Below are 26238 nucleotides of genomic sequence, written 5' to 3'. Positions count from 1 at the left end.
ATTTTGTGTCAATCTGTATTAGTACAATTTTTAAAAAATAATTTAAACGCCTATTTTTTTAAACTGTGAGGACAAGCTTATAAATTTAAATTTTCATAGAAATAATAAGTACAAAGGAGTGTGTTTGTTTTATGAAAGTAACCGTTATTGGTTATTGGGGCGGCTATCCAGGTAAAGGTGAAGCAACTTCATGTTATTTATTTAAATCTAAAAATTTTAATCTATTGGTTGATTGTGGTTCAGGTGCATTAGCTACTTTACAAAATTACATAGATCCTAATAGCTTAAATGCTGTAATCCTATCACATTATCACCATGATCATATTGCAGATATAGGAGTACTCCAATACTTCAAACTTGTAAACGCTGGAAAGGATAAGTTTGCTTTACCAGTATACGGACATAACTTTGATAATGTAAAATTTAATTCTTTAACATATAAAGAAGCAACAAAAGGATATGAATATAATCCAAATGAAGCTCTCGACCTAGGCCCATTTACTATTCGATTTTTTAAGACAGTTCATCCGGTAGATTGTTTTGCCATGCGAATTGAAACAGCAACTCACTCAGTAGTCTATACAGCTGATTCAAGCTATACAGAAGACTTCATACCGTTTTCTTCTAACGCGGATTTGCTTATAAGTGATTGTAATATGTATGAAAATCAAGATGGAACCAAAGTAGGGCATATGAGTAGTAAAGATGCTGCAACAATTGCATCTAAGGCGAATGTAAAAGAATTATTATTATCACACCTTCCTCATAGCGGAAATACAAAAGATTTAATAAGTGAAGCCCAAAAGTATTATAATGGACTTGTTCATTTAGCTTATACAGGCTTTGAATGGAAATCAAAATAATAGGAGGATACACATGCTATTTTTAGATAATAGGGGAATAACGGATCCAACATTAAATTTAGCGATGGAAGAATATGCGCTAAAAAATCTAGATCCAGAAAATACATACTTTTTATTTTATATTAATGAACCTTCAATCATTATTGGTAAAAATCAAAATACTGCCGAGGAGATTAATGCTTCCTATGTAAATGATCATAATATTCATGTAGTTCGAAGATTATCTGGTGGTGGTGCGGTATACCATGATTTAGGGAATCTTAACTTTAGTTTTATTACAAAAGATGATGGTGACAGCTTTCATAATTTTAGAAAGTTTACTGAGCCAGTGATCGAGGCATTAAAGGAACTCGGTGTGAATGCTGAACTTAGTGGAAGAAATGATATATTAGCAGAAGGTAGAAAAATCTCAGGTAATGCGCAATTTTCTACTAGAGGTAGAATGTTTAGTCACGGTACATTGTTGTTTAATAGTGATATAGATGAAGTTGTAAATGCATTAAATGTTAAGCTAGAAAAAATTCAATCGAAAGGAATTAAATCTGTCCGAAGTAGAGTTGCCAATATTAAGGAATTTTTAAAAGACGATTTAACAATTTTAGAATTTAAAGATTTAATTTTACAATCTATTTTTAAAGAACATGGAAAAATAGAACGATACGAATGGACAGATGAGGATATAAAAAATATTAAAGAACTTGCTGAGAGTAGATACCGAAATTGGGATTGGAATTTTGGAAAATCTCCTAAATGCAATATTCAACAAAGTAAAAGATTTGCAGCTGGTTCGATTGATCTTCGCCTAGATGTAACCAAAGGAATCATTGAGAATGTTAAAATTTTTGGTGATTTCTTTGGGGTAGGGGATGTATCTGATATAGAACAGATTTTAATTGGTAGTAAATTAGATCAACAAGAGATTGAAACTAAATTAAATGAAGTTAATTTTACCCATTATTTTGGTAATGTAACGAAAGAAGAATTTATGAGTTTATTATTTTAAAAAAAGAGTAGGGAACTACTCTTTTTTTGTTTGTAAAAAATAAAGTAGTCTAAAAAGTGCTAGTTTTCTCACTTGTCAGAATTGTATTCTAGCAATATAATATATTTAGAATATTTTAAATTTTTATATTTAAAGGGGGTAGTTTTTCTTGAATTTAGTTGAAACACTGTCACAATCAGCATTAAAGCATCCTGAACATTCTGCTATTATCTTTGAAGGGCAGACATTTTCATACTCAACTCTAGAGAATTATATTACGAAATTTGCGAGTGGCCTCTCAAAATTAGGGATAGAAAAGGGAGATAAAGTAGCTCTAGTTGTTGGTAATTCTCCTCATTTTATTATAGCACTATATGGTGCGTTGAAGGTTGGAGCGGCTGTAATACCGGTTAATCCTCTATATGCACCAGATGAATTAGTATACATAGTAACAAACGGCGACGCAAAAGCAGTTATCACCTTAGACTTATTTCTTCCACTAGTAGAAAAAGCTTCACCGATTCTCCCTAATATTGATCACTTCATTATTTGTGAAACAAAACAAGAAAATCCTTATGAATTTAACAACAATAAATTGAAATCGTTTTCAAATGTAGTTGGATTTGGAGATATTGATTTTATAGGACCTAAATTACATGATGATGATTTAGCCGTCATTTTATATACTTCTGGTACAACAGGAAAACCAAAAGGAGCTATGTTAACGCATAAAAACCTTTATTCGAATGCTATGGATGCTGGACACTTCCTAGGATTTTCAAATACAGAAAAGGTCATTGCAACTTTACCTGCTTTCCATGTATTTTGTTTAACTGTAGCTTTAAACGCGCCTTTAATGTATGGAGCTACTGTTATTTTAGTGCCAAAATTTAGCCCAAAAGAAATATTTGATATTATTCGTACATACAAAGCAACTGTATTTGCAGGTGTGCCAACAATGTATAATTTCTTATATCAATTCCCTGAAGGAAAAACAGAAGACTTTGAGTCAATTCGACTATGCATTTCGGGTGGTTCTTCATTGCCCGTTGCACTTTTAGAAAATTTTGAGAAAAAATTTAAAGTTATTATATCAGAAGGTTATGGGTTGTCAGAGGCGTCACCTGTTACAACGTTTAATCCATTAGACCGTCCGAGAAAAGCAGGATCAATTGGGACAAATATTAGCAATGTAGAAAATAAAGTTGTGAATGCTCTTGGTGAAGAAGTTTCAGTTGGTGAAGTAGGAGAGTTAATCGTCCGCGGACCAAATGTTATGAAAGGCTATTATAATATGCCAGAAGAAACGGCAATGACGATTCGAGATGGCTGGCTATATACTGGTGACCTAGCAAGAATAGACGAAGATGGTTATTTCTATATCGTCGATCGTAAAAAAGAATTGATTCTTGTAGGCGGCTATAATGTATACCCTCGCGAAGTTGAGGAAGTAATTTATAATCATCCAGATGTTGTTGAATGTGCAGTGATTGGATTACCAGACGAAAATTTTGGAGAAAGTGTAAAAGCTTATGTTGTATCAAAAAATCCTTCATTAAGTGTGGAGACTTTGACAGAGTATTGCAAGGCACACTTAGCCAAATATAAAGTACCAAGATCAATAGAGTTCATTCCAGAGCTACCAAAGAATGCAACAGGAAAAATACTTAGAAGAGCATTAAAAGATTCAGTTACTCAATAAATTGTGGTAATAGAGGAGAGAGCTTTTTCGATGCTCTCTCTTTTTTTATCCCGAAAATAGTACGTATAATCGAAACTGCAAATAAAATTATTAAAACAGCAAATAAAAATATCGAATCTGCAATTAAAATTGTCAAAACAGCAATTAAAGTCAAGATAATCGCAATTAAGATAATTAATTACCCATACCAGTTAAGGTATTACATACTAAAAATAGGACATTAGGTAATCCTTTCAAATGAAAACTAGCAAAAAAGCGCTAATTCTGCCAAAATTAATGGGAAATTGATATAAGACGATTTATAACCTAATTCTAAAAGAATATAACACTTTGTACGTCCGATAAAAGACACATCTTTATTTAAATAGAGCATTAGAGAAAAAGTATTTAAAAAATATAATAGGTTGAAGTTCTAAAAAATTGGACAAAGTTGATAATATAGAATGGGGGGAGATTTTATGAAAAAAGCAACTAAATCTAAATTAACTAAATTCATCTGTCTAGGCTATCTCGTTTATATCATTTTAGTCCTGTTATACTTTTATGTTTTTACGACCTCTGACCTACCTTCGAAATATAAAGGAACATTTGTTGATCCACATACATTCATGAATCATAAAGAAGCAAATTTAAGTTCTAGTTATAGTACTTTAAAAAATGTTCTTTACTTTATTACCTTGCCGATTGATTGGATTGTATTATCACTTTTATTATTAAGTGGATTAATTGAAAGATTAGGTGACTCATTATCTAAGTTGACTAGATTTAAGTTTATACAAGTCTTTTTATATTTCTTCTTTGTCTCCGTCGTTACATATATTGTGACATTTCCAATTGATTTTTATCGATTTAAATTATCGACGAAATACGGATTGTCTGTTCAAACATTTAATGCGTGGATGAAGGATGAAATGATTAGTTTTTGGATAAATTTTGCTACGATGTTTTTTGTAATGTATGTTTTATATTTATTAATCAAAAAACAACCAAAGAAATGGTGGCTAACTGCATGGCTATTAAGTATTCCTTTTACGATTTTCTTAACATTTATTCAGCCTGTAGTAATTGATCCTCTATATAATGATTTTTACCCTTTAAAAGATAAAAATTTAGAAAAGAAAATTATTACCCTTGCTAAAGAAGCTAATATTCCTGCACATCGGGTATATGAAGTAAATATGTCCACTAAGACAACTACATATAATGCATATGTTACTGGTATCGGTAAAAACGCTAGGATTGTATTATGGGATACAACTCTTAAAGGGCTTACTGAAGATGAAATTATGTTCATCATGGCTCATGAAATGTCACATTACGTCCATAAAGACATCTATAAATCAATGTTTGGTATGCTAGCTGGTAGTTTAGTTGGTCTATATATTATTCATTTATTAATGAAGTATGTATTATCAAAAAGTAGGAACAGTCATTCAACCGAAAAAATGGCGGTCATCCTAACCTTATTTTTAATCATTAGTGGAATTGTAAGCTTTATTTCTGATCCGATATCAAATGCATTTTCAAGAAGTGCCGAGAAAAGAGCAGATTTATACGCAGTTAAGTTAACACATGATCCGGAGGCAGGGATTATTGCGTTTCAAAAACTTTCTAAAAACAGTTTGTCTCAAGTAAATCCACCATTTTTAGTGAAATTGTTTAGATATGATCATCCGACCATGTTGGAAAGAATGAAGTATTTAGAGGCAGCTGAAAAAAGTAACAATAATAAATAGAGTAAAATCCACTTGAATGTTTAGCTTGTAGAACGATTGGTTGTACCAATATCTACAAGCTTTTTTGTATTATGGTTTACTAAACTTTTATCAAAACAATGGAAAATTCAAGTACTGTCCAAAAAATATAGACAGAAGTAAAAGTACAATTACTGTCCCACCATTTGCATAAGATAGGACAATTGTCAGAAAGCATCCTTAAAGGGTGTTTTTTTATTGAAATAAACTTCTCTATTATTTGTTAAGCTGTCGAAATTTCTTTCGGAAATATTTTCAGAATTTAATATCAAATCTGAACATACTGTTATATAATAACATAAGTAAACAATATCTGTTATATAACTGAATGGAGGGATCATATGACAACTGAGCTTTCAAAAATCAAAGTTATAGGCAATCATGTAGAGGGTTCAACTGACATACTTACGACCGAAGCATTAAGTTTTTTAGAGCAATTACATCTGAAATTTGATCAACGTAGACAACAGCTGTTATTAAACAGAAAAGAAAGAATGTGTTTTTTACAAAATGGGGGAAAGCTCCAATTTTTACAGGAAACAAAACATATTCGTGAAAGTGAATGGACAATTGCTCCTATTCCAGCAGATTTGCAAGATCGAAGAGTAGAGATAACAGGACCAGTTGATCGAAAAATGATTATTAATGCATTGAATTCAGATGCATTTGTTTTCATGGCTGATTTTGAAGATGCTACTTCTCCAACTTGGGAAAATATAATTTCAGGTCAGGTCAATTTAAGAGATGCTGTGAATCGAACAATTTCATTACATTCAAATGGAAAAACATATAAGTTAAAAGACAAGCCAGCTGTACTAATTGTACGACCAAGAGGCTGGCATTTAGAAGAAAAACATATCACTGTAAATGGTGAAAATATGTCTGGTAGCTTAGTAGATTTTGGACTTTATTTCTTTCATAATGCGAAACAAGCAATAAAAAATGGCTCAGGACCTTATTTTTATTTACCAAAAATGGAAAGTTATTTGGAAGCAAGATTATGGAATGATGTATTTCTATTTGCTCAAAATGAATTGAATATACCTGTTGGAACGATTAAAGCAACTGTGTTAATCGAAACAATTGCTGCTTCATTTGAAATGGATGAAATTCTTTATGAATTAAAAGATCATTCAGCAGGATTTAATTGCGGCAGATGGGATTATATTTTTAGTTTTATAAAAATGATGCGATATGATAAATCAATTATTTTACCTGATCGATCTATTGTGACGATGGAAGTACCTTTTATGCGCTCATATTCTCAAAAAGTTATTCAAACTTGTCATCGTAGAAATGCTCCAGCAATTGGAGGAATGGCAGCTCAAATTCCAATTAAAGATGATAAAGAGCGAAATGAAGTTGCGTTTGAAAAGGTAAGAAAAGATAAAGAGCGTGAAGCAAAGGATGGTCACGATGGAACTTGGGTAGCTCATCCTGGTTTAGTAGCTGTAGCTCTTGAACAGTTTAATCGATATATGCCAACACCAAACCAGATTCATAGAAAACGTGAAGATGTTAATGTAACAGAGGCTGATCTTTTAGAAATTCCAAGTGGTGTTATTACTGAACAAGGTCTCAGAACAAATATAACAGTTGCGATTCAATATATTGAAGCATGGATAAGTGGCCGTGGCGCAGTGCCGCTATACAACTTAATGGAAGATGCAGCGACTGCTGAAATTTCGCGTGCGCAAATTTGGCAATGGGTGCGTCATGAAAAAGGTGTTTTAGAGGATGGTACAAACATTACTTTACAATTGGTGGATTCATTAAAAAATGAAGAAATGATGAAGCTTCAACTAGAAATTGGGAAAGACCAATTCGAAGCAAAACGATTTAATGAAGCAATTGGATTATTTGATGAGTTAATTAGCAACGATGAATTTGCAGACTTTCTGACTTTAAAAGGATATAACTTTTTATAAAATTAGGAGGAAATGAATATGACGAAAAATCGTGAAAACCGTATAGCTGAATTACAAGAAAGCTGGGAGCTTGATTCTAGATGGAATGGCATTACAAGAACATACACTGCTGAAGATGTCATTAAATTAAGAGGTTCAATTGATATTGAACATACACTGGCAAAAAAAGGTGCGGAAAAATTATGGAAGCTTTTAAATGAAGAGAGTTATGTTAATGCATTAGGAGCATTAACTGGTAATCAAGCAATTCAACAAGTAAAAGCAGGTTTGAAAGCTATTTATTTAAGTGGTTGGCAAGTAGCTGCGGATGCGAATCTTTCAGGTCAAATGTACCCAGATCAAAGCTTATATCCGGCAAATTCTGTACCAGCAGTTGTAAAACGAATTAATCAGGCTTTCCAACGTGCAGATCAAATTCAATATGTTGAAGGTGGAGAAGAGATCGACTACTTCGCACCGATTATGGCGGATGCAGAGGCTGGCTTCGGTGGACAATTAAATGTATTTGAGCTTATGAAAAGTATGATTGAAGCAGGAGCGGCAGGTGTGCATTTTGAAGATCAATTGTCTTCGGAGAAAAAATGTGGCCATTTAGGTGGGAAAGTATTATTACCAACACAAACGGCGGTTCGCAATTTAATCTCTGCTCGTTTAGCAGCCGATGTAATGGGAGTTTCTACACTAATTGTTGCAAGAACTGATGCAGATGCTGCAGATTTAATCACAAGTGATATTGATCCAGTCGACAAACAATTTATTACAGGTGAAAGAACACCTGAAGGTTTTTATCGTACGAAAGCAGGGTTAGATCAAGCAATTGCTCGTGGTCTTGCTTATGCACCGTATGCAGACTTAGTTTGGTGTGAGACGTCAGAGCCAAACCTAGAAGATGCAAAACGTTTTGCAGATGCTATTCATGCTAAATTCCCAGGAAAATTATTAGCTTATAACTGCTCACCTTCATTTAACTGGAAGAAGAAACTAGATGACGAAACAATCGAGACATTCCAACAACAAATTGCAGCAATGGGTTATAAATTCCAATTCGTTACCCTTGCTGGTTTCCACGCATTAAACTTTGGTATGTTTGAATTAGCTAGAAACTACAAAGATCGTGGTATGGGAGCTTATTCAGAACTGCAACAAGCTGAATTTGCAAGTGAACAATATGGATACACTGCAACAAGGCACCAACGCGAAGTTGGAACAGGATATTTTGATCAAGTAGCTCAAATTATTACTGGTGGAACTTCTTCAACAACAGCTCTTAAAGGCTCTACCGAAGAACAACAATTTTCATCTAATTAATTAGTAAAAAACCACTTTTTTCAATTGAGAAAGGTGGTTTTTCTATTAGCTTTTATCCTAAAATTTAGTAAACAATGACACTTTTGTTAAAGTATTTAAAAAATGATCTGACCAATAAAAATTTGTGATATTATTTCTCTAACATCAATGTTGCTACTAAACTTCATATTAGAAAATTTTTAAACGGATAATGTTAAACTAATTTGTTGGCCATCAATTTAGTTAAGAGAATGTCTTGAAGCTAACAATTTTAACATTTCAATACTAATAACAGAAGGAGTTGTAAAGATGAATCATGTGAAAGGACAAGTCAAAGTATTAAATGAGTACGAAATTAATAAGTCAACAATGGCAATCATTCCAGAATTTACGGTCGATTTAGTTGTGATTTCAAAGATATACGAAACAGATGATAATTTTTATGTATTAATGAAACCGATTGAAATTATTGAAAGAAGCTGTGCTTATTTCGGCAGTAGTTACCGAGGTAGGCGTGAAGGAACGAAACAAATGATTTCCATCACCCATAAACCACCGATAGCGATCAGCTCAATGAATCAAATATTCTTTTTCCCCACTTCATCTTCTTTAAAAGTAGAATGTTCTTGGATCTCCTACAACCATGTTGCTAATTTCAGAGGCGGTAAATACAATCGATCAGTTGTTCAATTTTTCAATGGTATTGAACTACCATTAGAAATATCTCGTGGTTCATTTGAAAACCAATTATACCGAACTGCACATTTAAGGGCAATTTATGAAGATCGCCTCAATCCTGAAAATACACAACAGAAATCTTATAAATTAATCCCTGATAATGAAATTACATCTTATATAAAAGGAATATCAATTCACGAAAAATAAAAGAGAAAGGTTAAAATTTTGACTACTTAACATTTAGTAAAGTAGTTTTTTTATGGGTATTATTCGAAGTAGTGTGAAGAATAAAAGATTATTGAGAAATTCCGGAAATTAGACTTTTAATTCTTACTAAGAAGGATCTGTTAAAGTTATGACAAACTATAGTTGAAATTTACGAGTCACAAAAGTGGCACTTTATTGTTGTACTTTAGTAAAGCGATCTGCTCTTTTCGTTCCTATTTTGAATTTTACTCAAGTTATGTATTTCTTCACATTCTATCTGAGTAGAATTTCTTGCATACACAAAATGAGGTTGGAAATAGTAACAGTATACTTTTTAATAACTGGAGGATATAGATGAATTTACACTCTGGAACCTATTATTGGCCTACTACTTTTCCTGATGCTCCATCATATCCAAAATTGGAAGAAGACCTATCTTGTGATGTATTAATCATTGGGGGTGGAAGCTCAGGGGCACAATGTGCATATTATCTTTCAGATTCTAATTTAGATGTGGCTGTAATTGAAAAATCAACCATAGGCAGTGGGAGTACTAGTACGAATACGGCACTCCTTCAATATTCTGGTGAAAAAATGTTTACAGATTTGATTAACACCTTTGGAGAGGGTTACATCCAAAGGCATTTACAACTACTAAAAGAAGCTATAAATGATATTGAGGTAGCTTCAAAGAAAGTTCGCGTTGATTGTGAGTTCAACAGAAGAGATACTCTCTATTCCGCAAGCTGTTTAGAAGATGTTGAAAGACTTAAGAAGGAATATGAATTCCTAAAACAGCAGAACTGTGAACTTACTTTTTTAACAAAGGAAGATATTGAAGAAAAATATCCTTTTAGCAGGGATGCCGCTATTTATTCATACAATGATGCAGAAATTAATCCTTTCAGATACACCCATGCTCTTTTAGAGTACGCAAAAAGCAAAGGAATCCGTATATTTGAACATACGGAAATGAACGGTCGCCATTATGATAAAGAACAAGGTAAGATGGTTGTTTCTACAAAGAATGGTCATTCTATCAAAGCAAGATACATTATTTTTGCAGCAGGTTATGAAGGAATAGAGATTAAAAAGGAGAAAAAAGCTTCTTTTGTAAGTACATATACGGTAACTACACATCCAGTCCAAGATCTATCCGAATGGTATAATAAAACACTCATTTGGGAAACCGCTCGTCCCTATTTATTTATGCGTACTACTAAAGATAACCGGATCATCATAGGTGGACTTGATGATAATACTTCGTACTCTGAAGATCGTGATAGTAAACTGATTCACAAAAAGAAGAAACTAATTGAAGAGTTTAATAAAATGTTTCCAACTATTCAAGTAGAGCCAGAATATTATTTAGCTGCATTTTATGGAGGCACAATCGATGGCATTCCGATAATCGGAAAATATGAAGCATTTCCAAATAGTTATTTCCTATTTGCTTTTGGTGATAACGGGACAGTTTACAGCCAGCTGCTGTCAAAGCTTATTGCAAATGAAATTGTTGAAGGGAACTGTCCAGATTTAGCTCTATACTTGCAAGAGCGACCTTTACTAAACAATTGATTTTTTAATCTTCCAATTAATTCAATTTAATATATAGGCTCTGTTAAACTTTAAAGGTGATAACTTTATGAGACCCAAGCAGACGTACCGAGTATCCTGTAGTGGAAATCAATATGATGTTACTTAGTCAATTTAAAATACATGAAAAAACTACTTTTCCATTTTGTGAAGTAGTTTTTTTATTTATACAAAGATCGTTTATTAGAATTAAATTAAGCATCATTAGGAATAAATTAGTAAAAAAAAATTAAAAGATAATCAGTCAAATTATTACAAAAAATACTAGTTAGAATCATTTATTATTATTGAATAAATAGTTATATGTGATAATGTTAACAGTAAGGATATCTATTTAGAAATACGGCTTAAGGAGAGATTCATATTTAAATGAACGTTTTTGACTTAAAGGCTTTTTTTACAGAAGAACATTTTTTACATCTCATTCAACAATACAAAGATTATGGTCCATTAGTTGGAATATCAATCCCTTTTATTGAAGCAATTTGTCCAGTATTACCTTTAGTTATTTTTGTATTTGCTAATGCAGCAGCATTTGGTCCTTTATTAGGTTTTTTATATTCATGGATTGGTTCTTGTTTAGGTTCCATTTTACTATTCTATGTTGTTAGAAAATTTGGTCAGAAACGATTTTTTTCATTTGTTAGTAAGCATAAGAAAGTAGAATCATCAATAGGGTGGATTGAAAAAAGGGGATTTGGTCCAATTTTTATTATGTTTGCATTTCCGTTTTCACCATCTTTTTTAATAAATATCGTAGCTGGTTTGTCACGTATTAAAATATCGCAATTTCTAATCGCATTAGTACTTGGAAAGTTTACTATGATCGCGATGATTAGTTATTTAGGGAAAGATTTAACTTCAGTGTTCCAAAAACCGATTAAAGCATTGTACATAGGAATTTTTATATTCGTATTATGGATTGTTGGAAAAGTGATTGAGAAACGTATGGACATCAAAGAAAAAACAACAGAGAAAAAGAGTGCGTCTCAATCATCTGATGAGTAATAAAGCATTATGACTCAGGGAAGGAGAAAGCGACTTTATGCTAAGAAAAGAAGTATTTGACTGGGGAAAAGCGATCATTATTGGGATTGCAATTGCATTTATAGTAAGAACGTTCTTATTTTCTACATATGTAGTAGATGGAGAATCTATGATGCCAACATTAAAGGATGGAAACTTACTAGTTATAAATAAATTTGGATATGAAATTGGTGATATTAACAGATTTGACGTAATTGTATTTCATGCAAATAAGAAAGAAGATTATGTTAAACGTGTTATTGGTTTACCTGGAGATTCAATTGAATATAAAGATGATCAGCTTTATATTAACAATAAAAAATGGAATGAACCATATTTAAATGATTACAAGAGTTCTTTAAAAGGAACACCTTTTACCGCTGATTTTAATTTAAACGAAGTTACAGGTAAGACGAAAGTTCCACCAGGCTATGTTTTTGTTGAAGGGGACAATCGACCAAAAAGCTATGACAGTCGTTTGTTTGGATTTGTAAAAATTGATAAAATTGTAGGTAAGGTCGACCTACTTTATTGGCCACTATCAAGTTTGAATACGAATTTTAACAAATAAGCTCCTTATGGGGGCTTTTCTTATTAATTAAACAGTAAAGTATTATAAAACGAGCCCATGCTAAGAAACTAAAACAGAACATTTTTTAGCCAAAAACCCATTATTCTAATACATTAAGGAGGGATTTTTTTGTCGTTTCAATTTATATTAGGACGTGCAGGAAGTGGAAAAACGCATCATATTTTAAATGAAATTACGAATCGATTAAAGAATGAAACAAAAAATATCATCTTTATTGTACCTGACCAAATGACATTTCAGATGGAATACGAACTTGTTAAAAGGCAGGAAAAAAAAGCAATTATTAATTCCCAAGTTTTTAGTTTTACTCGATTAGCTTGGAAGGTTTTACAAGAAACAGGTGGAATCAGTCGGATTCATATTGGTGAAATTGGAATTTCTATGATTCTTCGAAAGATTATAGAGGAAAAGAAAGAAGAATTGAAAGTTTTTCATCACGTTGCTGATCGACAAGGATTTTATAAGGAACTAACGGGTCTTATTGCTGAGTTTAAAGGTTTTCAAGTTTCATCAGATGACCTATCTTCCGTTATTTTACAAATGGAGCAAGATACATCAAAGGATCATGTCTTTATTCAACAAAAGATAAATGATATTCAAATAGTGTTTGATGCTTTTAATACATATATGAAAGATAAGTATCTTGATTCAGAAGACTATTTAAATTTGTTGATTCAAGAATTACCTAAAAGTGATTATATAAAAGACAGTATTATTTATATTGATGGATATTATGACTTGGCACCTCAAGAGCGAAACGTAGTTGAGGAGCTAATGAGATATTGTAGTGAGGTAAATTTCTCTTTAACAATCGACAGGCAATATGATGATTTTTTACCACATGAATTAAATTTATTTTATAAACCAGCGCTTCTATATCAACAAATTAAAGAGATTGCTTTAAATACAAAGCAAACAATAAATCAACCGGTTATTTGTCATCATAATGTTAGAACTCAATCCAATGATTTGAAGTATTTCGAAACGAATTTTGATAACAGACCAGTTAAGCCTTCGTTTGAATCAAATGGAATTAAGATTATGTCGGCATCTAATCGTCGAGCAGAAGTAAATGGAATTGCGAAAGATATTATGAATAAGGTACGTGATCAAGGATACCGATATCGTGATATAGCCATTTTCTTAAGAAATGGAGATTCATATTCACATTTGATTTCCACTATTTTTCATGCGTACCAAATACCCATTTTCATAGAAGAAAAGCGTTCAATGCTAACGCATCCATTATTTACGTTTTTACAAGCTACTTTCGATATCATTCAAAAAAATTGGAGATATGAATCAGTTTTCAATGCGTATAAAACAGAATTAGTATATCCATTCGAAAGTAATCATGAAAAGAATCGTGAACAGCTCGAGTTATTTGAGAATTATTGCATCGCGTACGGTAAGCAAGGAAAAAGGTGGACGATTGAAGAGCCATGGAAGTATCGAAAGTATCGCTCAACTGAAGGTATTGATATAGGAATAACAAATGAAGAGTTAGAATTCGAGGCACTAATCAATTCAGTAAGAGATTTATTAGTAAAGCCAATTCTTACCTTTCAAAGCAATCTAAAGCAAGCAAAAAATGCGAGAGAAATGTGTGTAGCATTGTATGAATATGTTGAATCACTAGATATATCAAGGAAGCTTCAACGTTTAAAGGATGATGCTGAAAATCGATCCAGCTTAATTGAAAGTAAAGATCATGAGCAAGTTTGGAAAGGGTTTATTCAACTTTTAGATGAATGCGTTGAATTAATTGGAGAAGAAAAACTGTCACGTAAAACATTTTTTGAAATTCTTCAAACAGGTTTTCAATCACTTCAATTTGCGAATGTTCCTGCGTCGTTAGATCAAGTAAACATAGCTGATTTTGATCATTCAAGATTACAAAATGTAAAGTGTGCTTATATCATTGGTGTAAATGAAGGGGTTATTCCAAGGAAGGCTAATGAAGACGGACTATTAGGGGATACGGCCCGAGAGTTTTTACAATCATTTGGTGTGGAAGTAGCACCAACAAGTAAGCATCAATTATTTGTAGAAAATTTTAATATCTATACTGGAATGAATCGAGCAAGTCATGAGTTAATTATTTGTTATCCGTTAGCAAGTGATGATGGGAAAGCTCTTGCCCCATCAAGTCTCATTCAAAGGATTAAATCGATTTTTCCAAATATACATCAACGATTTGAAAGTGGAGACTTATCATTTAGTTCCATAGAAGAACAGCTAACATCTATTACAAATTATGGTACAGCATTAACGAATTTAGTATCTCAGCTTCAAGTTTGGTCGACTAGAGAGACAAAAACGAATATGGAATTATGGTGGACGCTTTATAATGTCTTACGAGAAAATTCTGATTCAAAAGATAAGCTGTATAAAGTAATAAGTAGTGTAATGTATAATAATGTCGCGAAAGATCTTGGAGAAGATTTAAGTACAGAATTATATGGGGAAGAATTGAGTGGATCAGTATCTCGAATCGAGCTTTTCCATCAATGCGCTTATGCCCATTTTGCACGTTATGGTCTTAAGCTTCAAGAACGTGAAGTTTATAAGTTTGAATCATTTGATATGGGTCAGTTATTCCATAGCGCTTTAACAATTATTGGAGAAAATTTATTACAAGCAGGAAAAAGCTGGAGTAGTTTAACGAATTCAGAATGTGATGAATTAGCAGCAAAAGTAGTAGATGAAATTTCTCCAAAGTTTCAACGTGAGATTTTGTTAAGTACGAATCGTTATATGTTTTTAAAGAAAAAAATGAAGGATGTTATTGCAAAAGTATCCTCAATTTTAAGTCAACAAGAGCATGCAGGAAAATTTGTCCCAATTGCTTTAGAAGTACCATTTGGTATGGGTAAAAAGTTAAATTCTTATGAACTTCCGATTGATGGGAAGAGAAGAATGGTATTAAATGGCCGAATTGACAGAATTGATAAAGCAACAAGTGAAAAAGGCGATTACTTACGAATTTTGGATTATAAATCAACGAAAAAGGAATTAAAATTATCAGATGTTTACTATGGGCTTGCTTTACAGTTACTAACATATTTAGATATAGCTGTAGCGAATTCAACAACATTACTTGGTAAACATGCGGACCCGGCTGGTATTCTTTATTTTCATGTTCAAAATCCGATTGTTAAAGTTAAAAATAATATCGAACTCGATGAAATTCAGGATGAAATCTTTAAAAAGTTTAAAATGAATGGATTACTTTTAGAAGATCGTGAAAGTAATTCGTTAATGGATGAAGCATTAATTCAAGACGGGAGCTCTTCAAAAATTGTGCCAATTAGGCTTAAAAAAACCGGAGAGTACATGGCAAAATATTCAAAAACGGTAAAACCTGAACAATACCCAATGATGACCAATTTTATAAAGCAAAAATTTACTGAAGCTGGTCAGCAAATATACAGCGGTTATGTAGAAGCAAATCCATATCAGCAAAAGGATAAAATACCATGTACATATTGCTCGTACCAATCAGTATGTCAATTTGATGCGAATGTAAAAGGAAATGAATATCGTGTTCTACCTCCTTTAGAAGATAATGAAGCATTACAAAAAATGATCGAGGTGGTGAATAAAGATGAGTAAAGAAGAAAATAACGCAAGTAAAACAACATGGACAGTTGATCAGCAAAAAGCGATTGATTTCGAAGGGTCCGATATTCTTGTAGCTGCTGCTGCTGGTTCTGGAAAGACGGCTGTTCTTGTTGAACGGATTATTCAAAAAATCATTCGTGATGAAAATCCAATAAATGTTGATGAATTACTTGTTGTTACTTTTACAAAAGCAAGTGCCCAGGAAATGAAAGAAAGGATCGGGATTGCATTAGAGAAACAACTTGTAAATCATCCTGAATCTGATCATTTAAGGAAACAAGCTTCTTTGTTAAATAAAGCTTCAATCTCAACTATTCACTCTTTTTGTACTGAAGTCATTCGATCAAATTACTATATGGTAGAATTAGATCCAAACTTCCGTACTGCTGAAGAAATTGAGATTCAATTACTGATGGATGAAGTGTTAGAAGAGTTGATGGAGTCAGAATACAGTGATGAATCTAATTTAGTCTTCTTTGATTTAGTTGATCGATATACTAGTGATCGAGATGATAATGATTTACCAAAATTAATATTAAAGCTATATCGACATGCAATTTCTAACCCAAACCCAAGTGAGTTTTTAAATGCATTTATTCATCAATATAATGTAGATGGTAAACCAGTTGATGAGATCCCTTTTATTCAGGAACTTAAGAAATTTATTCAAGATGATCTGATTGCTTGTATAAACACTTATAAACAAGCATTGGACATAATAGAAAGTCCTGATGGCCCAATTAAGTATGCTGATGTGTTTAAAGAGGAGTATGGTAATTTAGAATGTTTATTTCATGCTTCAGAAAAATCATGGGAAGAAATTAATGTTGGTCTTCAAAAAATAGTATTTAATCGATTGCCCACTATTAAAAAGACAGAGGGAGATCAACAGAAAAAGGAATTAGTAGCGAATTTCCGAAAAGATGTTAAAAAGAAGATTGATAATATAAGAGATAAGTATTTTAGCCGAAGTATTGACATTCAATTAAGACAAATAAGTGAATTAAAGCCTCTAGTTGAAAAGTTAATTGAACTTGTTAATCGTTTTATCGTGTTATTTAAAGAAGCAAAATTAGAAAATGGAATTTTAGATTTTAATGATTTAGAGCACTATGCACTTGAAATTTTAAAGGAAAAAGACGAAAAAGAATTAATACCTTCTTCGGTTGCAAGAGTTTACCAAGAAAAATTTAACGAAGTGTTAGTTGATGAATACCAAGATACGAACTATGTACAAGAATCGATTTTAAGATTAATCACAAAGGGCACCGGAGCTTCAGGTAATCTTTTTATGGTTGGAGATGTTAAGCAATCTATCTATCGTTTTCGATTAGCAGAACCACAGCTATTTATAAATAAATACAATTTATATGAAAAAGAGAAAAATGAAAGAACTGGTTTAAGAATTGATCTATCTAAAAACTTTAGAAGTAGAGCGGAAGTATTAGATGCAACCAATTTTATTTTTCAACAAATCATGGGAAGAGAAATTGGTGGAATTGAGTATGATGAAGATGCGATGCTAAAGCTAGGTGCTAGCTATCCTGAATACGCAGATTCCGCTGCTGAATTAATCTTATTAACGAATTCGGATGAGGAAGATAATGAGCCTGAATACAGTGAACAAGAAGATGATGATCTTTTTGAAGAAAAGCTTGAACAAATTGAGGCAAGGTACGTAGCAAGAAGAATAAAGGATTTAGTTGAAAGTGAATATTTAGTAACGGAAAAGACTGGAGAAATGAGGCCAGTAAAATATAATGATATAGCTATTTTAGGCCGTTCACTATCAAACGCCGATTTGTATATCGAAGAATGCAAAGCGTTAGGTATACCGCTTTATGCTGAGAAATCAAAGGACTTATTTCAAACAATTGAAGTGGCCGTCTTTTTAAATTTATTAAAGCTAATTGATAATACGATTCAAGATATTCCGCTTGCATCTGTCCTACGTTCTCCAATTGTTGGACTTTCAGAACCGGAATTAACGATGATTAGACTAAATCATAAAAATGGATCCTTTTACGATGCCTGTCAAGATTATCTAAATAATTATGAAAATCAACATAAAGAGCTTTCAATTAAATTAGTAAATTTCTTTAAACAAATAAAAGAATGGAAACGACTCGTTAAAAGGGAGACACTTTCAATCTTTATTTGGAAGGTATTAAAGGAATCTACTTACTATGACTTTGTCGGAGGGTTACCAGGTGGTAAACAAAGACAAGCAAATTTAATTACGATATTTGATCGTGCTAAAGCATTAGAAGAATCAAATTATAGAAGTCTATTTCAATTTTTAAGATTTTTAGATCGTATGCAAGAAAGAGATGAAAAGCTAGATGAGGTTCGTATTTTAAGTGATCAAGAAAATGTTGTTCAAATGATGACAATCCATAAAAGTAAAGGATTAGAGTTTCCTGTCGTGTTTGTCGTGAATACATCTAAGCAATTTAATATGCAGGATTTAAGGGCTAAATTCATTTTACAAAAGGAATTAGGTCTAGGTATGAATTTTGTACATCCTGCGTATCGTACGACTAATTCAACTCTTTTGAAGGAAACAATTAAACGAAAGGAACAAGAAGAGTTAATTTCTGAGGAGTTACGAATTTTATATGTTGCATTAACTCGTGCAAGAGAAAAGCTTATTTTAGTAGGTAAAGTAAATGATGCACAAAAAATGATTGAAAGTTGGAAGGAAGTTGAGAACCATAAAGAGTGGCTACTACCATTAAACATTATTAGTGGTGCTAAAAGTTATCTTGATTGGATTGGTCCTTCAATCATTCGTCACGATTCTAGTAATGCAATTAGACTTGAAGATGATTTGTGGCATACAGATAATGAAATTCAGTTTTACCCATGTCGCTGGAATTATTCAATTGTAGATGCTTCTACCATTCAATCATTGGAAGCTTACGAAGTAGAAAATAATAAAGTCGAAGTATTTCAAGCTTTCTCGGCAAAGGAACCGATTCAAATTAACAATGATGAGCTTCACGAAAAACTAGAGAATCAATTAAACTGGCAATACCATCATAGACAATCAACGCTATATCGACCTAAACAATCTGTTACAGAATTAAAAAGAAAAATGCAAGAGGAAGATCCATATCGTCAACGTTTTACAGCGACTAAAACAAAAGATTTTCCACTAGAAAGACCGAAATTTATGTCAGAACAAAAAATGAACTCAGCTGAAAAAGGTACTGCTACCCATGCTGTTATGCAAAATTTGGATTATCAATTTGTTTCATCTCATGAAGACATCATAAATCAGATAAATAGTATGGTTTTAAAAGAATTAATTACAAAAGAGCAAGGGGAAGCGGTTAATAGCTTAGAGATTTTTGAATTCTGTCAATCACAGCTTGGTCAATTAGTGATAAACTCCAATCAAAATCTGCGCGAAGTACCATTTAGTTATGGTGTTTCAACAAATGAAATTTATAAGGATTGGGAAGATGAAGAGGAAATTGTATTAATCCAAGGGATCATTGACTTACTTTTAATTGAAGGAGACGAGGTTATATTAATTGATTATAAAACCGATCGAACTGGTGCATTTGCAACAAGTGATGCTCTGAAACAAGAAGCAATTAGAAGATATGGTGTTCAACTCGATCTTTATTCAAAAGCAATTGAAGCGGGTATGGATAAACAGGTTAAAGCTAAGTATCTCTACTTTTTCGATGGTGGCCATATTGTAGAGTTATAGGAAAAAGCGATGCATTTGCATCGCTTTTCTTTTTGAAATTTCAATTCATAGTGTTGCGACTTCGTTTTGATCTGCTAAATCGGCATCAAGTGTATTAGTGGCACTAGCACCATTTACTGTTGGTGTTAGAAATCCTGTATTTCCTGAACCTGAGCCATAATATGCTTTTGTTTGAGTTTTTGGTGAGATATTATTAAGATCTCCTGTATTTAGATTTCCTTGATTGAGTTGGATAACGACTGCACCTAGAAATGTTGGCATTTTTATTTCTCCTTTCTTAAATGGTTTATTATTGATTTTCTGTTGGTTCAGTTTTTCGTGCTGGAACGGTTGGTATTGCTGGTTGTACTGGTACAACTGGAGGAATCGGTATTACAGGTTGTGCAGGAAATAGTTGCGTCGATGTTGTAGTTGTTGGTTGTATTAACTGAGCAAAAGTAGGTTGTTCATGGTGACCAGGGGTTTGATAGTGTATAGTAACCGGTGATGTGAAATGTCGTATTTGATGAACACGTGACAACATTGAAGCACTATGAACCGACCCAATAACAGAAGCACTCGCTGAACTGATACCCATATAATTAATTAAACCAACTTGGATTGTAGGATTAAGATTTACCCGATTTAAATTCACAGCAGGAACATATGGAATATGCTTAGGAATTACTTTGTAGATAGGATAAATTTCAAAAACATCTTTGTTTGGATCTGCTAATATATTTCCCTCTTCTTGCAAAGCAAGAGCATTTGATTCTGCGTTAATTGAAAATGCGTCTCCGAATTGAAGGATGCTTGAAAATAATACGGTATTAACATTATAAGATTCTACTGCGGCTAAACGAAATCTTGGATCAATTTTAAACATTAACTTACGGATAAAGGTACAAATGGTCCTATAATTAACGATTCTGGTGGCGTGTCAAATATAGATGATAGTGAAATATTATGAGCGTCTCCAATTAAAAATAATGAAGATGAAGAAATCGCAGTAAATTTTATTTCTTCTACTTGTAAATTACAGTTTGTTACATTTAAATTCATCCCTTATTCTCCTTTCTGATATTATGTGGTAAGTTTTGTAAAAACGCACTATACGCCGTTCGAATATCATTTAACATGTGTAAAACAACTTCTTCAGAATAACGGAGCGGATTTTCATTAAAGTCAGGTTTATTTTTGTATAGGTCGATATAATAAGGTATTCGAATATCCATTTGATTTCGAATATCATCGATCATCATTTGACGATAATACTCATCTACTGAAACCCTGAGTTCTGCTTCTAATTGAAGGATTGTTTCTAGTGCCTCTTCTTTTAAATGGAAATGAATTCTATCTTCTATATATGTTTTCAAGGCTTTCAAATTATTGTCAGGTTTAATATCAATTTGCTGATTTTCAACTGTTAAATCATCGAAAGTTGGAGCTTGAAGAGGATTCAGTCCAATTGTTAACGTACCATTTAAATTTTCAACTTTTAATTGGTCAAATTTATATTCAATTTTATCAATTTTTGTCTCAGGTCTTTGAGAAAGTTCAAGAACAGTAGCCTCAAGCTGAACTACTTTAGCTTTTAATTGTTCAATTATTTGGGATTGTTCATATAGTATTTGCTCAATTTGAGTCTGTCTTAATTCTAGTTGATTCATAGAATTCCCTCGCTTTCAATTTGCTACAGGAATAATTTTTATGTCTCTTGCGAAGTTTGAACAATTTGACCTGGTTCAGTAATTGGTGGTGCTGGTTCTAAATAATCTCCAGTATTATTTGTTATCGTTCTTGCATTTATATTACCTGTTGTACCAATTTGAAAAACAGATGAGTTTACAATCCCGCCGGTTTTTAGTTGATTAATAATAATTGTTTGATGTATATATATATTCAAACGACACCCTCCTTTACATGTTGCCAATCATTGGTTGATCAACTTGATCTTGATCATATACGTTCGAGATACTTTTATTGTTATAAACAGTTACATGATCACCTGTATTAAACGAGCCAGCGCCGGCATACGTTTGAGCACTACTTTTAGGTGTGATATTATATGCGTCACCCACGTTAACTACAGCGCTGCTACCGATACTGATAATATTAATTACTCCAACATAAGAAGGCATGACTGTACACCCTTTGTTCTTTTATGATTATGTATTATATGGCCATTTAACCTAAAACGTGATTGCAAACTATTTAATGACATCTTTACTTTTAAGATTTGGGATACCTGGAAGGGAAGAAAAAGGGAAAGCGGAGATATCCTATTATATAGGCGTTAGAAATGCAAAAAAAATACTAGCTGCAATTAGAATAAACTAATCGCAAGCTAGCTATTAGGCTCTCCTTTTAGAAGAGGTAAAGGTCGAGATCATATTCATTAGCCTGTCCAATTCCTGGCTACATAAAACTGTTTTCTTGTTCGTAAAGCCATATCGTCCCGCATAATATACCATTCGGGCCCGTTTTTTCTCTATAACATGAAGCAGCAATTTAGTCACCAACTTTGTTCAAGAATAGGGAATTATGTCTAGGTCTCACGATGTATGTAATGCTATTATACAAAATCATTTTCATATGAGAAGACATTCGCTAAAAGAAGTGTAAAATTTACAAAATACTACAAGATTCATCTGCATTCCATCTTGTAGAAGTGGAAATTGAAAGGTTTTTGTAGGATAAACTATACAGAGTGTCGAATTGTAAGGAGCTATAGATGATATTGAATTTATTTTCGACAGTAGATTACAATCCTAGATTAATATAATTTATGAATTTTAAAAATGATTAGTATGTCATGCTTTCTATGGCGGTTAATAGGTATAAATTCATAGCTTATATTTTGACCAATTTGTGAATTTTTTAAAATCTTTTCCATTTCCATTTCATCTACATTTTTCCTTATTCAAGCACTTATGTTATGATTATTTAGAATATATATTTGGGAGGAAATGAAATGATTCACTTACATATTACATCGTGGGTAATCGCTATAATTTTAGCTTTAATTGTTGGGCACGGATACAAAAATGGTTGGAATGTAAAAGTTGCTCATATGATTTTACGTCTTTTATACTTCGTTATTTTAGGAACTGGACTGTATTTATTTATTCATATTTCAAATAAAGAAAATATGCCGTCTAATATGATGATGCTTTATAACATAAAAATGACACTTGGTATTCTTATGTTAGGTGTGTTTGAATATTTCACAGTTTCTTCTAAGAAACATCGTAAAATGGTTGTTCCTGCAACTATTTTTACCGTATTTATTTTAGCTTTATTATATTTAGGATTTAGATTACCACAAGGTTTTCACTTCTTTGCTTAATAAAAAAACTGTCACAAATTTCCTGTGACAGTTTTTTGTATTTTATGAAAGTTGAGTTAATAGGTAGCGGTTACCTGTTGCTTTCGTAAGTTCAAATCGATGGTTCTGTTCTTCAGATGTAATTCTAAATTGGTGATATACTGAACAAACAAGTTCTCCATTATCAAATACGATGAAATTTACACCTTCTGAAGGTGAACCTTCAGGTTGAAATGAAAGGAAGTTGTGACAGTACAAGCAATCGTATAGGGAAAAACTATGCGTATTTAGTAGGTAAGCTAAAGTATAAAATGATTCATCACTCAAGTTTTTCAATAGTGAATCGAAGCTATATAAAAGCTTTCTTTGGATACGAAGGATATCGCCATTTTGTAATTTTTTCTTTTTGGAATATTGTATAAGAAAATTACCATTTTTTAAAGAAGCAGGAACCCACTCTTCGTTTATAGAAACTTCAAAATCTTCATCGATAAGATCCTCAAGTAAAAATGCTTCATCAGTTTCATCATCGAAAAAGACCCATTCATCATTTATTTCTTCAATTGCTCCAATAGTAAAAGCGCGAGGTTGCTTTTGAAATAATTGTGATCGGTGCTTAAATTGCATTAAGTAACCTCCAGTTACAAGCGTTCTGCTGTTCATTGTTTAATTACATAGGTTCAAGTGAAAAGTAGTGATTCGGACATTTTATTGAATCATAAAATTAAGTATCTAATTGAATCTTTTTTCGTTCGAACCTTTTTTTGATTCTCGAATATTGTTTAAATGGATTAAAAACTTTACTCTATTTTCCGACCGGTATTAGTATTTACAAATCATAATAGCTGCGTTTATTTCGATTAAGCTGCTACTTTTTTCATTTATTGACATAACTTAACTATTTTATAACTATGCAAAAATTAAAAAAACGTATGGACAAATAATGATACGTTACAAACTTTTTTTGAGGATTAACGCACCTATTTTTAAAAACAATAATACGATATAGAATTAACTTTAATTTTATAGGGAAATAGCCCAGAAAGGAGAAAAAAACATGTGCGGTATAACTGGGTGGGCAGATTTTCAAAAGGATTTATCCAATGTAAATTCATTGACAAAAAAAATGGCTGAAACATTATCTAAACGAGGTCCAGATGATACGAATATTTGGTCATCGAATCATTGTAGCTTTGGTCACAAAAGATTAGTTGTAGTTGATCCAGTAGGTGGAAAACAACCGATGCGTAAATCGAAAGGGAACTTCACGTATACACTTTGCTACAATGGAGAGTTGTATAATACAGAGGATATTAGAAAAGAACTTTTAAAGAGAGGCTACACGTTTCAAGGGCATTCAGATACTGAAGTTCTACTTACAAGCTATATTGAGTGGAAGGAAGCATGTGTAGACAAATTTAATGGTATTTTTGCTTTTGCTATCTGGGATGAAGAAAAGGAAAGTCTATTCATTGCAAGAGACCGTTTAGGTGTTAAACCACTATTTTATAAAGAGGACTATAAAAGATTATTATTTGCTTCAGAAATAAAGGCAATTTTAGCAAACCCTGGGGTAAAGGCTGAATTAACTGAAGAAGGCCTCTCAGAAGTATTTGGACTTGGTCCATCTCGTACACCTGGAAATGGTGTTTTTGATGGAATTAAAGAACTCCGTGGTGGTCATGCTATGACATTCTCAAGAAATGGACTTAAAATATGGAAATATTGGGATGTAAAAAGCGATATACACACAGACTCAGTTGATGAAACGATTGAAAAAGTACGGTTTTATGTAGAAGATGCAATCGTAAGACAATTAGTTTCCGATGTGCCATTATGTACGTTTTTATCAGGTGGAGTAGATTCTAGTACAATTACTGCAATCGCTGCAAATCATTACGCTAAAGAAGGAAAAGGACAATTAACCACCTATTCAATTGATTATGAGGAAAATGATAAATATTTTACATCAAGTGTATTCCAACCAAATTCAGATGCACCTTGGATTGAGTTAATGTCCTCAACATTTAACACAAATCATCAAAAATGTGTCATTACGAACGAAGAACTAGTTCACTATTTAGATGAGGCTACAGAGTGTCGTGATCTTCCAGGAATGGCGGATGTCGATTCTTCATTATTATGGTTTTGTCAAAAAATTAAACAGAACTTTGTAGTAGGTTTATCAGGAGAATGTGCTGATGAAATTTTTGGTGGATATCCTTGGTTCCACCGAGAAGAGGACTTGAATAGACCAGCATTTCCTTGGATGAGATCAACAGAACTTCGTCAAAAGCTTTTAAAAGACGATTGGAGTAAGAAGCTGAATTTAGCTCAGTACGTTCAAGATCGATACAACGAGACTGTTAAAGAAACGCCAATCCTTGAAGGTGAAAGTCCATTAGAAGCTAAAAGAAGACAATTGTTTTATTTAAATCGTCAATGGTTTATGTCGCAATTATTAGATCGAAAAGATCGGATGAGTATGGGAGCGAGCCTTGAAGTGCGTGTTCCTTTTGCTGATCACCGACTTGTCGAATATGTATGGAATATCCCTTGGGAGCTTAAAATGTATGGAGACCGCGAAAAAGGTATCTTAAGAAAATCACTTGAAGGTCTATTACCAGATGATATCTTATACCGCAAAAAAAGCCCGTATCCAAAGACGCATAACCCGGTATATACAAAATTAGTTGTTCAAAAATTAAAAGAAGCTTTAAAAGATAAAAGCTCAGCTCTTTACGAGTTTCTTGATAAAGAGCAATTAAATAGTTTAGTTGAAAGTGAAGGTAAGGCATTTCAAGTTCCATGGTACGGACAATTAATGTCTGGTCCTCAGTTATTAGCTCATTTATATCAAATTCATGTTTGGTTTAAAAAATTCAATATTAATGTGAAAGCTTAAAAATTGTAAGGTGAATACTATCGATTAATAAAAACAAAGAAGTTACTTTAAACAGTAACTTCTTTG

22 protein-coding genes are annotated in these 26238 nt (G+C 32.5%); 14 read left to right on the top strand and 8 right to left on the bottom strand.

The window, feature by feature from the left end; translation table 11 throughout:
* The first annotated feature begins 131 nt into the window (after positions 1 to 131).
* From RAH41_RS04975 to addA, 12 genes are all read left to right on the top strand, one after another.
* Entirely contained in the window at positions 132 to 863 is a 732-nt protein-coding gene (locus tag RAH41_RS04975) for an MBL fold metallo-hydrolase (RefSeq protein WP_331221072.1), read from the top strand.
* A gap of 13 nt (positions 864 to 876) precedes the next feature.
* Positions 877 to 1866, top strand: a complete 990-nt coding sequence (locus RAH41_RS04970; RefSeq protein WP_331221071.1) for a lipoate--protein ligase — start codon at positions 877 to 879, stop codon at positions 1864 to 1866.
* 148 nt (positions 1867 to 2014) lie between these two features.
* On the top strand, positions 2015 to 3547 hold the full coding sequence (locus RAH41_RS04965; RefSeq protein ID WP_331221070.1) for a fatty acid--CoA ligase family protein: 1533 nt from the start codon (positions 2015 to 2017) through the stop codon (positions 3545 to 3547).
* A gap of 458 nt (positions 3548 to 4005) precedes the next feature.
* Positions 4006 to 5283, top strand: coding sequence for a M48 family metallopeptidase (locus RAH41_RS04960; protein ID WP_331221069.1), 1278 nt, complete (start codon positions 4006 to 4008; stop codon positions 5281 to 5283).
* Positions 5284 to 5642: 359 nt separating this feature from the next.
* Entirely contained in the window at positions 5643 to 7229 is a 1587-nt protein-coding gene (gene aceB, locus RAH41_RS04955) for a malate synthase A (protein ID WP_331221068.1), read from the top strand.
* Positions 7230 to 7247: 18 nt separating this feature from the next.
* Positions 7248 to 8537 carry an isocitrate lyase gene (gene aceA / locus RAH41_RS04950; protein ID WP_331221067.1) on the top strand — a complete coding sequence of 430 codons (1290 nt, stop codon included), beginning with the start codon at positions 7248 to 7250 and terminating at the stop codon, positions 8535 to 8537.
* Between the two features lie 288 nt (positions 8538 to 8825).
* Positions 8826 to 9401, top strand: a complete 576-nt coding sequence (locus tag RAH41_RS04945) for a competence protein ComK (RefSeq protein ID WP_331221066.1) — start codon at positions 8826 to 8828, stop codon at positions 9399 to 9401.
* Positions 9402 to 9755: 354 nt separating this feature from the next.
* Complete coding sequence (locus RAH41_RS04940) at positions 9756 to 10979, top strand: FAD-dependent oxidoreductase (protein ID WP_331221065.1); 1224 nt, start codon at positions 9756 to 9758, stop codon at positions 10977 to 10979.
* A 387-nt stretch (positions 10980 to 11366) separates the two neighbouring features.
* Positions 11367 to 12005, top strand: a complete 639-nt coding sequence (locus tag RAH41_RS04935) for a TVP38/TMEM64 family protein (protein WP_331221064.1) — start codon at positions 11367 to 11369, stop codon at positions 12003 to 12005.
* A 37-nt stretch (positions 12006 to 12042) separates the two neighbouring features.
* The gene (gene lepB / locus RAH41_RS04930; protein ID WP_331221063.1) at positions 12043 to 12594 is read left to right on the top strand and encodes a signal peptidase I; all 552 of its coding nucleotides are present in this window, start codon (positions 12043 to 12045) and stop codon (positions 12592 to 12594) included.
* A 129-nt stretch (positions 12595 to 12723) separates the two neighbouring features.
* Entirely contained in the window at positions 12724 to 16230 is a 3507-nt protein-coding gene (gene addB, locus RAH41_RS04925; protein ID WP_331221062.1) for a helicase-exonuclease AddAB subunit AddB, read from the top strand.
* Entirely contained in the window at positions 16223 to 19960 is a 3738-nt protein-coding gene (gene addA, locus RAH41_RS04920; RefSeq protein WP_331221061.1) for a helicase-exonuclease AddAB subunit AddA, read from the top strand. The genes addB and addA overlap by 8 nt, the downstream gene beginning before the upstream one ends.
* 45 nt (positions 19961 to 20005) lie before the next feature.
* Here the strand turns inward: addA and RAH41_RS04915 are convergent, their stop codons facing one another.
* From RAH41_RS04915 to RAH41_RS04885, 7 genes are all read right to left on the bottom strand, one after another.
* Positions 20006 to 20221, bottom strand: a complete 216-nt coding sequence (locus RAH41_RS04915) for a spore germination protein (RefSeq protein ID WP_331221060.1) — start codon at positions 20219 to 20221, stop codon at positions 20006 to 20008.
* Between the two features lie 28 nt (positions 20222 to 20249).
* On the bottom strand, positions 20250 to 20825 hold the full coding sequence (locus RAH41_RS04910; RefSeq protein WP_331221059.1) for a spore germination protein GerPE: 576 nt from the start codon (positions 20823 to 20825) through the stop codon (positions 20250 to 20252).
* Positions 20825 to 21001, bottom strand: coding sequence for a spore gernimation protein GerPD (locus tag RAH41_RS04905; RefSeq protein ID WP_331221058.1), 177 nt, complete (start codon positions 20999 to 21001; stop codon positions 20825 to 20827). The genes RAH41_RS04910 and RAH41_RS04905 overlap by 1 nt, the downstream gene beginning before the upstream one ends.
* Entirely contained in the window at positions 20998 to 21609 is a 612-nt protein-coding gene (gene gerPC / locus RAH41_RS04900; protein WP_331221057.1) for a spore germination protein GerPC, read from the bottom strand. Before gerPC ends, RAH41_RS04905 begins: the two co-directional genes overlap by 4 nt.
* Positions 21610 to 21647: 38 nt before the next feature.
* The gene (locus RAH41_RS04895) at positions 21648 to 21845 is read right to left on the bottom strand and encodes a spore germination protein GerPB (protein ID WP_331221056.1); all 198 of its coding nucleotides are present in this window, start codon (positions 21843 to 21845) and stop codon (positions 21648 to 21650) included.
* 13 nt (positions 21846 to 21858) lie between these two features.
* Entirely contained in the window at positions 21859 to 22080 is a 222-nt protein-coding gene (locus RAH41_RS04890; protein WP_331221055.1) for a spore germination protein, read from the bottom strand.
* A gap of 213 nt (positions 22081 to 22293) precedes the next feature.
* Positions 22294 to 22449, bottom strand: coding sequence for an aspartyl-phosphate phosphatase Spo0E family protein (locus RAH41_RS04885; protein ID WP_088012099.1), 156 nt, complete (start codon positions 22447 to 22449; stop codon positions 22294 to 22296).
* 464 nt (positions 22450 to 22913) lie between these two features.
* Between RAH41_RS04885 and RAH41_RS04880 the strand changes: the two genes are divergently transcribed.
* Positions 22914 to 23288, top strand: a complete 375-nt coding sequence (locus RAH41_RS04880; RefSeq protein ID WP_331221054.1) for a DUF1516 family protein — start codon at positions 22914 to 22916, stop codon at positions 23286 to 23288.
* A gap of 42 nt (positions 23289 to 23330) precedes the next feature.
* On the opposite strand, the gene RAH41_RS04875 is transcribed toward RAH41_RS04880, so the two are convergent.
* On the bottom strand, positions 23331 to 23894 hold the full coding sequence (locus RAH41_RS04875) for a DUF2777 family protein (RefSeq protein WP_331221053.1): 564 nt from the start codon (positions 23892 to 23894) through the stop codon (positions 23331 to 23333).
* Positions 23895 to 24324: 430 nt separating this feature from the next.
* Here RAH41_RS04875 and asnB point away from each other — a divergent pair, with 430 nt between their 5' ends.
* Positions 24325 to 26172 carry an asparagine synthase (glutamine-hydrolyzing) gene (gene asnB / locus RAH41_RS04870; protein WP_331221052.1) on the top strand — a complete coding sequence of 616 codons (1848 nt, stop codon included), beginning with the start codon at positions 24325 to 24327 and terminating at the stop codon, positions 26170 to 26172.
* Positions 26173 to 26238: the final 66 nt, after the last annotated feature.

This window comes from Gottfriedia acidiceleris, assembly GCF_036421055.1.
GTDB classification, from domain to species: domain Bacteria; phylum Bacillota; class Bacilli; order Bacillales; family Bacillaceae_G; genus Gottfriedia; species Gottfriedia acidiceleris_C.
This window is presented reverse-complemented; position numbering and strand designations above follow the sequence as displayed.

Coding starts and splice junctions, on each gene's coding strand:
- RAH41_RS04975 (WP_331221072.1), top strand. CDS start 132: ATGAAAGTAACCGTTATTGGTTATTGGGGCGGCTATCCAGGTAAAGGT.
- RAH41_RS04970 (WP_331221071.1), top strand. CDS start 877: ATGCTATTTTTAGATAATAGGGGAATAACGGATCCAACATTAAATTTA.
- RAH41_RS04960 (WP_331221069.1), top strand. CDS start 4,006: ATGAAAAAAGCAACTAAATCTAAATTAACTAAATTCATCTGTCTAGGC.
- aceB (WP_331221068.1), top strand. CDS start 5,643: ATGACAACTGAGCTTTCAAAAATCAAAGTTATAGGCAATCATGTAGAG.
- aceA (WP_331221067.1), top strand. CDS start 7,248: ATGACGAAAAATCGTGAAAACCGTATAGCTGAATTACAAGAAAGCTGG.
- RAH41_RS04945 (WP_331221066.1), top strand. CDS start 8,826: ATGAATCATGTGAAAGGACAAGTCAAAGTATTAAATGAGTACGAAATT.
- RAH41_RS04940 (WP_331221065.1), top strand. CDS start 9,756: ATGAATTTACACTCTGGAACCTATTATTGGCCTACTACTTTTCCTGAT.
- RAH41_RS04935 (WP_331221064.1), top strand. CDS start 11,367: ATGAACGTTTTTGACTTAAAGGCTTTTTTTACAGAAGAACATTTTTTA.
- lepB (WP_331221063.1), top strand. CDS start 12,043: ATGCTAAGAAAAGAAGTATTTGACTGGGGAAAAGCGATCATTATTGGG.
- addA (WP_331221061.1), top strand. CDS start 16,223: ATGAGTAAAGAAGAAAATAACGCAAGTAAAACAACATGGACAGTTGAT.
- RAH41_RS04915 (WP_331221060.1), bottom strand. CDS start 20,221: ATGCCAACATTTCTAGGTGCAGTCGTTATCCAACTCAATCAAGGAAAT.
- RAH41_RS04910 (WP_331221059.1), bottom strand. CDS start 20,825: ATGTTTAAAATTGATCCAAGATTTCGTTTAGCCGCAGTAGAATCTTAT.
- RAH41_RS04905 (WP_331221058.1), bottom strand. CDS start 21,001: ATGAATTTAAATGTAACAAACTGTAATTTACAAGTAGAAGAAATAAAA.
- gerPC (WP_331221057.1), bottom strand. CDS start 21,609: ATGAATCAACTAGAATTAAGACAGACTCAAATTGAGCAAATACTATAT.
- RAH41_RS04890 (WP_331221055.1), bottom strand. CDS start 22,080: ATGCCTTCTTATGTTGGAGTAATTAATATTATCAGTATCGGTAGCAGC.
- RAH41_RS04880 (WP_331221054.1), top strand. CDS start 22,914: ATGATTCACTTACATATTACATCGTGGGTAATCGCTATAATTTTAGCT.
- RAH41_RS04875 (WP_331221053.1), bottom strand. CDS start 23,894: ATGCAATTTAAGCACCGATCACAATTATTTCAAAAGCAACCTCGCGCT.
- asnB (WP_331221052.1), top strand. CDS start 24,325: ATGTGCGGTATAACTGGGTGGGCAGATTTTCAAAAGGATTTATCCAAT.